7 protein-coding genes are annotated in these 6,174 nt (G+C 72.8%); 1 reads left to right on the top strand and 6 read right to left on the bottom strand.

Annotated features, from left to right (window positions below; all coding sequences use genetic code 11):
- Positions 1-214: 214 nt before the first annotated feature.
- A complete protein-coding gene (locus H5J29_RS17680; RefSeq protein ID WP_181782058.1) occupies positions 215-958 on the bottom strand; it encodes an SDR family NAD(P)-dependent oxidoreductase in 744 nt (247 codons plus the stop codon).
- Positions 955-2,280, bottom strand: a complete 1,326-nt coding sequence (locus tag H5J29_RS17675; RefSeq protein ID WP_181782057.1) for an acyl-CoA dehydrogenase family protein — start codon at positions 2,278-2,280, stop codon at positions 955-957. Before H5J29_RS17675 ends, H5J29_RS17680 begins: the two co-directional genes overlap by 4 nt.
- A 108-nt stretch (positions 2,281-2,388) precedes the next feature.
- On the opposite strand from H5J29_RS17675, the gene H5J29_RS17670 reads away from it, so the two are divergent.
- A complete protein-coding gene (locus H5J29_RS17670; protein ID WP_181782056.1) occupies positions 2,389-3,024 on the top strand; it encodes a TetR/AcrR family transcriptional regulator in 636 nt (211 codons plus the stop codon).
- Here the strand turns inward: H5J29_RS17670 and H5J29_RS35895 are convergent.
- The 4 genes from H5J29_RS35895 to H5J29_RS17655 form a co-directional block, all read right to left on the bottom strand.
- A complete protein-coding gene (locus tag H5J29_RS35895; protein WP_281376029.1) occupies positions 3,021-3,152 on the bottom strand; it encodes a hypothetical protein in 132 nt (43 codons plus the stop codon). The two genes, H5J29_RS17670 and H5J29_RS35895, sit on opposite strands and share 4 nt — an antisense overlap.
- Positions 3,153-3,435: 283 nt before the next feature.
- Positions 3,436-4,005: a CoA-transferase family III protein gene (locus H5J29_RS17665; RefSeq protein ID WP_181782055.1), complete on the bottom strand. Its 570-nt coding sequence runs from the start codon at positions 4,003-4,005 to the stop codon at positions 3,436-3,438.
- A gap of 29 nt (positions 4,006-4,034) precedes the next feature.
- Positions 4,035-5,546 carry an AMP-binding protein gene (locus H5J29_RS17660; protein ID WP_181782054.1) on the bottom strand — a complete coding sequence of 504 codons (1,512 nt, stop codon included), beginning with the start codon at positions 5,544-5,546 and terminating at the stop codon, positions 4,035-4,037.
- The coding region (locus tag H5J29_RS17655) for a DUF2889 domain-containing protein (RefSeq protein WP_181782053.1) at positions 5,537-6,174 on the bottom strand (638 nt) is incomplete at its 5' end. The genes H5J29_RS17655 and H5J29_RS17660, both read right to left, overlap by 10 nt.

Here is a 6,174-nt window from a genome sequence, read left to right as displayed (position 1 = left end):
CCGCCGCGGCACCAGCTCGGCGGTCCCGCCGGGCGTCGCCTGCCCCGGGGCGGCGCGGGGTGCCCCTCCTGGAGTGGCTTCGAGATCTCGACGCCATCCCAGCAGGGGTACGGCGGCCGCCCCCGGCAACCACGCCGCCTCGCTCAGCGCCTCGACGACCTCGGGGTCCGCGTGGTCAGGTCCTCGAGGAGGTCGTCGGTCGCGGTGTCGGCCATCAGAACAGCCCCCCGTCGACCCGGATCAGCGAGCCCGTGGTGTAGCTCGACGCGGGACTGGCCAGGTAGAGCGCGGTCGTCACGATCTCCTCCGGTCGGCCGGGCCGCCCGATCGCGCTGCGGGTCCGCTCGCGCGACTCGGCGGGCCAGTGGTCGGCGATGTCGGTGAGGAACGGGCCCGCGGAGATCGTGTTGACCCGCACGGACGGGCCGTACTCCAGGGCGAACACGGTGGTGAGCGCGTTCAGCGCTGCCTTGGCCCCGGCGTAGGGACCGAACCGGGGCTGGGGCATGAGCGCCCCCGAGGACGACACGTTGATGATCGACCCGCCCTCGCCCTCGGCCATCCGACGCCCGATCTCGGCGCACAACCGGAAGGGGCCCTTGAAGTTCACGCCGACGACCTTGTCGAACAGCTCCTCGCTCGTCTCGGCCGAGGACGGCGCGAGCGGCGACATCCCGGCGTTGTTGACCAGGACGTCGACGCGGCCGAACTCGGCGTACGCCGCCTCGGTGAGCGCGTCGAGGTCCGGCCAGCGGCCGACGTGCGCCGCGACGGGCAGGGCTCGGCGACCGAGGTCCCGCACCTCCTTCGCGACGGCCTCGCAGGCGTCGAGCTTCCGGCTGGTGATCACGACGTCGGCCCCGGCCTCGGCGAACGCCAGCACCATCTCGCGCCCGAGCCCGCGGCTGCCGCCCGTGACCAGCGCGACCTTCCCGGTGAGGTCGAAGCGGTCGCTCATGCGTTCACCGACCCGACGAGCGACTCGTCCGCGATGACGTCGGCGTACTTGGCGCGGACCGCGGCCAGCCGCGGCGGGATGTGCTCGCTCGGGAACAACCCGTCGGCCGGCTTGTAGTCCTTGAGGACCTGCTTGGCGATCGTGGTCCGGTGCACCTCGGTGGGGCCGTCGGCCAGCGCCAGCGACGGGACGCCCATCCACCAGCCCGCCAACGGGAGCTCGGAGGTGGTCCCGAGGGAGCCGTGCAGGTGCAGCGAGCGCTGGATGATCTCGCGGAGGATCTTCGCCATCGCGACCTTGCACGCCGCGATCTGGGTGCGCGCGGCGCCGTGCGGCTGGGTGTCGATGATCCATGCGGTGTGCAGCACCAGGAGCCGGTACTGCTGCAGCTCGATCCACGACTCCGCGATGAACTCCTGCACGGCCTGCTTGCGCGCCAGCACCTCGCCCTGCGTGCGCCGGGACAGCGCCCGCTCGCACATCATGTCGAAGGCGCGCCTGCATTTGCCCACGGTCCGCATCGCGTGGTGCACCCGGCCGCCACCGAGACGCGCCTGCGCCACGGCGAAGCCCTGGCCGGGGCCGCCCAGCATGGCGTCGAGCGGGACCCGGACCCGGTTGTAGCGGATGTAGCCGTGGATGCCCTCGTCGTGCTCGGGATCGGTGCGCTCGTCCATGGTGCCGACGTTGCGCAGGATCTCGATCCCCGGCGTTTCGGTGGGCACGATCAGCATGGACATCCGCGCGTGCGGCGGGGCCTCGGGCTCGGTGACGGCCATGACGATGAGGAACGCGGCGTGCCGGGCGTTGGAGGAGAACCACTTCTCGCCCTCGATCACCCACTCGTCACCGTCTCTCCAGGCCTTGCACACGAACTCCTTCGGGTCCGCACCCGCCTGCGGCTCGGTCATCGAGAAGGAGGAGACGATGTCGCCGTCGAGCAGCGGCTGCAGGTAGCGCTCCTTCTGCTCGTCCGTGCCGAACATCGCGAGGATCTCAGCGTTGCCGGTGTCCGGTGCGGCGGTGCCGAAGACCGTCGGCGCCCAGTAGGACCGGCCGAGGATCTCGTTCATGTACGCGAGCTTGACCTGGCCGTAGCCCGGCCCGCCCAGCTCGGGGCCGAGGTGGCAGGCCCACAGGCCCTGCCTGCGGACCTCCTCCTGGAGCGGCTTGATGATCGCGCGGGACTTCTGGTTGCGGACGTCGTACGGGTCGCCGCCGTGCGGGAAGAGCAGGTCGAGGGGCTCGCACTCCTCCTTGACGAAGCGTTCCATCCACTCCAGCTTGGCGGCGAACTCGGGTTCGACGGTGAAGTCGAGCATCGGTGCTCCTCGGGTGTCCTGGGGCCGGGCGGGGCTCTGATAGAGCGTACCGCAAACAAAGAACGTTGTTCTGACTTGTTTGTACCCGCTTCGGGATACCCTTGCACCATGTCGACCCAGGCCGTCCCTCCGCCCGACGAGTCCCTGCTGGCCCGCGCGGCGCGGCGGCGGACCGGCGACCGCCTGGCGGCGGCGGAGGACGAGGTCCGCAGGCTGCTCGACGTCGGCCTGGAGCTGATGCGCGAGAACCCCGGCGACAGCCCGCGCATCGCCGACATCGTCCGGCGCGCCGGGGTCTCGAACGACGCCTTCTACCGCGCCTTCCGCAGCAAGGACGACCTGATGGCGGCCATCGCCGACGACGGGTCCCGCCGGCTCGTCGACTATCTCCGCCACCAGCGCGACAAGCAGTCCGATCCCGCTGCTCAGGTGGAGGCGGTGGCCCGTGGGGTGCTCGCGCAGGCGGGCGACCGGGAGGTCGCCGTGGCCACCCGGGCGGTGCTGCGCAACGTCGGTCGGGCACCGCGCTCCGGAGGCGGCGCACTGGAGGTGCGCAGTCGGATCGCCGACCTGCTCGAGCCCGCGCTCACCGCCCTCGGCAGCCCCGACCCGGTCCGGGACGCGCTCATGGCCTCCTGCGGGATGTTCGCGCTGATGGAGCAGTTCCTGTGGGAGGAGCGGGAACCCGACGAGGCGGACGTCGACCACCTCGTCGGGTGGGTGACCGCGGCGGCGGGCCGCTAGGCGATCGCGACCGGAGTGACCGGACCGCCCGTCGCGCCGGGAACCCCGAACGGCGCCACCACCAGCAGAGCCTCGTGGACACCGTCGCGGGCCATCTCGGTCAGGACGAGGTGTTCGAGCAGGTGCACCCGAGTCTGACCAGGAGCTCGACGTGCACCGCGAGGACGCACTCGTCGAACGGCATCGCCTCGACCGCCGGTCGTCCGCACCGACCGCGACGTCGTCGTGCTACCCCGGCGGGGGCGGTGCTGTTCTCGCCCTGGGCCGACCTGCGGGACTCCGGCCCCAGCACTCGCCGAGTGTGCCGACACCGACGCCCTGTTCTCCCTCGCCGCCGCCGCGGAGGCCGCCGCCGTGTGCCTGGCCGGACCTCATCCCGACGATCAACGGCCCGTACGGCACTCGGCCCGCCTACGTCGGCTTCCGGCGTGGGTCGGTGCGCAGCTCGGAGAGCCCGAGCTCGGTCGGCATCGCGAGGAACAGCCGCGGCTGGGGCTGGGCGAACTGGAGCCGGTGCCCGTCCTCGGTCGGGGCGACGAGCAGGGCGTAGACCATCGGGCCCATGGGCTCGCCGTCCGCGGTGAACGCGTCGACGACCTCGTGGGCGCCCGGCCGGCGCACCCCGACGAGCTCGGTGAACCGGTTCCAGGTGTCGAGGGTGGTCACGCCGCGGACCAGGTCGGTGTCGACCCGCTGGCCGCGCCCGCTCGTCTCACGCTCCAGCAGCGCCGCGAGGATGCCGTGCGCCCCAGCCGGTGGTCGCGGTCGCGACCGGCCACGGGGAGCGCTCCTCGATGTCGGTGAGCCCGTGCCTGCGCAGCGCGGCGGGGACATCGTGGTGACCAGCACGTCCGCGGCGGCCGGCAGCTCGTCCAGCCGCGCACGCTCGGTGTCCAGGTCGAGGGCCACGCTGCGCTTCCCGTGCCCCAGCCCCGGCCGGCCTGGCAGCGCCCGCAGCGGCGTGCTGCCGGGTGCCTCCACCTGCACGAGACGCCCGAAGAGTGCCCTCTTCAGGGGGTCTGCGCCACGCCCTGCTCCTCACGGACCCGTCGCCGCAGCAGCTTGCCGTTGGGGAGCCGGGGCAGCTCGTCCACGAAGACGACCGAGCGCGGGACCTTGAACCCGGCCAGCCGGGTGCGGGCGTCCGCCCGCAGCTCCTCCGCCAGCTCGGGGGTGCCCACGATCCCGGGCGCGCACTGGACGACCGCCCGCACCGAGTGCCCCATCTCCGCGTCCGGGACCCCGACGACCGCCACGTCGGCCACCGCCGGGTTCATGATCATCGCGTCCTCGATCTCGGCGGGGTACACGTTCACCCCGCCGGAGATGATCAGGTCGGTCCGTCGGTCGGCCAGGTACAGGTAGCCCTCGGCGTCGAGCCTGCCCATGTCCCCCAACGTGGACCACCCGCGGTGGTCGTGCACGCGAGCGGTCTTGTCCGGGTCGTTGTGGTACTCGAACGACCCGCCGCCGGAGAAGTAGACCGCGCCGATCTCCCCGGTCGGCAGCTCCTCGCCGACCTCGTCGACGATGTGCACCTCACCCACGGCCGCGCGGCCCACCGAGCCCGGGTGCGCGAGCCAGTCCGGCGAGGTGATGACGGTCATCCCGCTGCCCTCGCTGCCCGCGTAGAACTCCATCAGCACGGGCCCGAACCACTCGATCATCCGGTGCTTGACGTCCACGGGGCAGGGCGCCGCGGCGTGCACGACGACCCGGAGCGACGACACGTCGACCGCGGCCCGCTGCTCCTCCGGGAGCTTGAGCATCCGCACGAAGTGGGTCGGCACGAACTGCACGTGGCTGACCCGGTGCTGCTCGATCGCGCACAGGCAGTCCATGGCGTCGAACCGCTCCATCAGCACCACGGTGCCGCCGTTGCGCAGGGTGCCGAGCGACCAGCCCGCGGGGGCCGCGTGGTAGAGCGGCGCGGGGCACAGGTACACCGAGTCGGGGCCGAACCCGAAGGTCGAGGCCATGGTGTGGTCGATCCGCAGCCCGGTGCCGAACGGCGGGAACGCGTGGTCGGGACGGATGCCCTTCGGTGCCCCCGTGGTGCCGGAGGAGTAGAAGAAGTAGGTGCCCTCGACCTCGTCGGCAGCGGGCTCGGCGGGCAGCGGTGCCAGTGCCTCGTCCAGGGACGATCCGGCGACGAACACCGCCTCGACGCCCGGGGTCGCCGCGGCGATCCGCGAGGCCAGGTCGGCGACCCGGGGCGAGGCGAACAGCAGCCGCGCCCCGCAGTCCCGCACGACGTAGGCCGCCTCCTCCTCGGTCAGGTGCCAGTTGACCGGCGTCCAGTACTGCCCGGCCCGCTGGGCGCCCCAGGCGACCTCCAGGAACTCGGGCGAGTTGTCCATCAGGACCGCGACGTGGTCCTTCGGACCGAGTCCGTGCGCGCGGACCAGCGCGGCGACCTGCAGGCTCCGGCGGTCGAGCTCGGCGTAGGTCACGGTCCGGCCGCCGGTCGTCACGATCGCCGGCTTGTCCGGCGTGCGGGCAGCGATCTCGCTCAGGTGCACGGTGCCTCCTCCTCCAGTGGTGCGGCCAGGACCTCGATCTCGGCCAGTGCGCGCAGCGCGTCGTTGAGATGGGTGCAGCCCGCGGTGCCCTTGAGCCGCTCCAGGACCGCGGCGCGCAGCTGGCCGACCGGGGTGCCGACCATCCGGTCGACGGTCCGGGTCGCGAGCGGGCACTCCAGGTAGGGCAGCACCCGGGGATCGGCGGCGACCTCGGTGAGCACGCCCGCCTCGGCCCGCGCCGACAGCCGGTACTCGTGGACCGCGATCCGGCCGTTCGCAGGCGTGGTCGCGCTGTCCTGGAAGAACGAGTCGACCACGACGGCGCCGTCCGCGACGTGCACGTCGATCCGCCGGGACCGACGCATCGACACCCCCGTGACCTCGGGCAACGCGTGCCAGGCCAGCGGGTCCGGGCCGGCGGTCAGCGCCTCGACGGGACGGACGCGGTGGTCGAGGACGCTGAAGCCCTCCTCGTCGAGCGCCCGCGATCCGGGCTGGAAGCCGGTGCAGACCCCCTCCATCCGACGACCCCGGCGCCGAGGCGCGGCGGGTGTCGTCCACTCGGAGGTCCACTGCGACCAGGCGAACCCGCCGACGAGGCTCGCGCCCGCGACGTCGTCGAGCAGGA

Source organism: Pseudonocardia pini (assembly GCF_013870575.1).
Taxonomy (GTDB): domain Bacteria; phylum Actinomycetota; class Actinomycetes; order Mycobacteriales; family Pseudonocardiaceae; genus Pseudonocardia; species Pseudonocardia pini.
The sequence above is the reverse complement of the archived record's forward strand: the minus strand, read 5'-3'. Positions and strand labels throughout refer to the sequence as shown.

Bases quoted from the DNA above. Each gene is read 5' to 3' on its own strand.
- H5J29_RS17680 (WP_181782058.1), bottom strand. From the start codon at position 958: ATGAGCGACCGCTTCGACCTCACCGGGAAGGTCGCGCTGGTCACGGGC.
- H5J29_RS17675 (WP_181782057.1), bottom strand. From the start codon at position 2,280: ATGCTCGACTTCACCGTCGAACCCGAGTTCGCCGCCAAGCTGGAGTGG.
- H5J29_RS17670 (WP_181782056.1), top strand. From the start codon at position 2,389: ATGTCGACCCAGGCCGTCCCTCCGCCCGACGAGTCCCTGCTGGCCCGC.